Below are 1,481 nucleotides of genomic sequence, written 5' to 3'. Positions count from 1 at the left end.
GGCCGAACAGTGGCCGTTCTTCCAGACGATGCTGGCCAACATGGAGATGGTGCTGGCCAAGTCCGACATGGGGATTGCCGCGCGCTACGCCGAGCTGGCCGGCGCCGAGGGTGCGCCGCTGTTCGGACAAATCCGCAGCGGCTGGACCGAGGCAGTGGACGGGCTGCTTGCAGCAACCGCGCAGACGCGGCTGCTCGAACGGTCGCCGGTGCTGGATACGTCGGTGCGGCTGCGCCTTCCCTATCTGGAACCACTGAACCTGTTGCAGGTGGAACTGATGAAGCGCCACCGCGCAGGGGAAACCGATCCGCGCATCGCAGTCGGCCTGCAACTCAGCGTGAACGCGATTGCAACGGCGCTGCGCAATTCCGGCTGATGGCAAGCCGAATTGCACATCCCGGGCGTTTCCATTAGGGGGCGTCACACGCCGGCTTAGCTCAGTTGGTAGAGCACCTGATTTGTAATCAGGGGGTCGCGGGTTCGATTCCTGCAGCCGGCACCACTCCCCTGCCCAGAAGCGCCGATGCTGCCATGCCGGGCTTGCAATTTACCCATAGTTTGCCTGAATTTGGTGCGATGAAACGGCCGGATACCTTTCTGCTGGGCGATCGTGCCGTGCGGCGCATGGGGTTTGGCGCGATGCAGCTTGCCGGGCGCGGAGTGTGGGGACCGCCCGCCGACCATCGCCGCGCCGTGGCCGTGCTGCGGGCGGCGGTTGCGGCTGGTGTCAACCACATCGACACCAGCGACTATTACGGCCCGCATGTGGTGAACCGCCTGATCCACGAGGCGCTGCACCCCTATCCCGACGACCTGGTGATCGTCACCAAGGTGGGTGCCCGGCGCGGCCCGAACGGAGAGTGGCTGCGCGCGGTTTCAGCGGACGAACTGAAAAGCGCCGTTCACGACAATCTGCGCCACCTTGGCGTCGATGTGCTGGATGTGGTGAACATGCGCGCGTTCTTTGCGCAGGGTCCGGCGGAAGGGCCGATGGAGGAAAGCATCGAGGTGCTGGCCGGGTTGCAGCAGCAAGGCCTGATCCGCCACATCGGCTTGTCGAACGTCACGCCCACGCAGGTATCGCAGGCGCGGCGCATCTGCCCGATCGTCTGTGTGCAGAATCACTTCAACCTGATCCACCGGGTCGACAACGCACTGATCGACGCACTGGCGGCCGATGGTGTCGCCTATGTGCCATTCTTTCCGCTGGGCGGCCTGACGCCGTTGCAGTCTGATGAACTGGCGCGCGTGGCGGCAGCAGTGGGGGCAAGCGCGATGCAGGTGGCGCTGGCGTGGCTTCTTCAGCGTGCGCCGAACATGTTGCTGATCCCCGGCACGTCGTCGCCCGAACATCTGGCCGAGAATCTGGTGGCGGCCAGTCTTGTGCTGCCTGCGGAATTGCGCGCGCGGCTGGATGTGCTGGCCTGACCGGCTGCCAAATGAACCCAGGGCCACAAGAAACCCAGGGCCACAAGAAACCC

2 protein-coding genes and 1 tRNA gene are annotated in these 1,481 nt (G+C 64.8%); all 3 read left to right on the top strand.

The genetic code is table 11. From position 1 onward, the window contains the following. Positions 1-376: phosphoenolpyruvate carboxylase (locus AC16JP_RS03530; RefSeq protein WP_484339220.1), on the top strand; the 376-nt coding region annotated here is incomplete at its 5' end. Positions 377-426: 50 nt separating this feature from the next. Then, positions 427-502: transfer RNA gene (locus tag AC16JP_RS03525), tRNA-Thr, on the top strand. A 74-nt stretch (positions 503-576) separates the two neighbouring features. After that, positions 577-1,428 (top strand): oxidoreductase, encoded by an 852-nt coding sequence (locus AC16JP_RS03520; RefSeq protein ID WP_484339219.1) that lies wholly within the window; start codon positions 577-579, stop codon positions 1,426-1,428. The last annotated feature ends 53 nt before the right edge of the window (positions 1,429-1,481 follow it).

Source organism: Sandaracinobacteroides sp., assembly GCF_057137845.1.
Note: the sequence above shows the minus strand (reverse complement) of the source record. Positions and strands in the feature narration are given on the sequence as shown.

Coding starts and splice junctions, on each gene's coding strand:
- AC16JP_RS03520 (WP_484339219.1), top strand. CDS start 577: ATGAAACGGCCGGATACCTTTCTGCTGGGCGATCGTGCCGTGCGGCGC.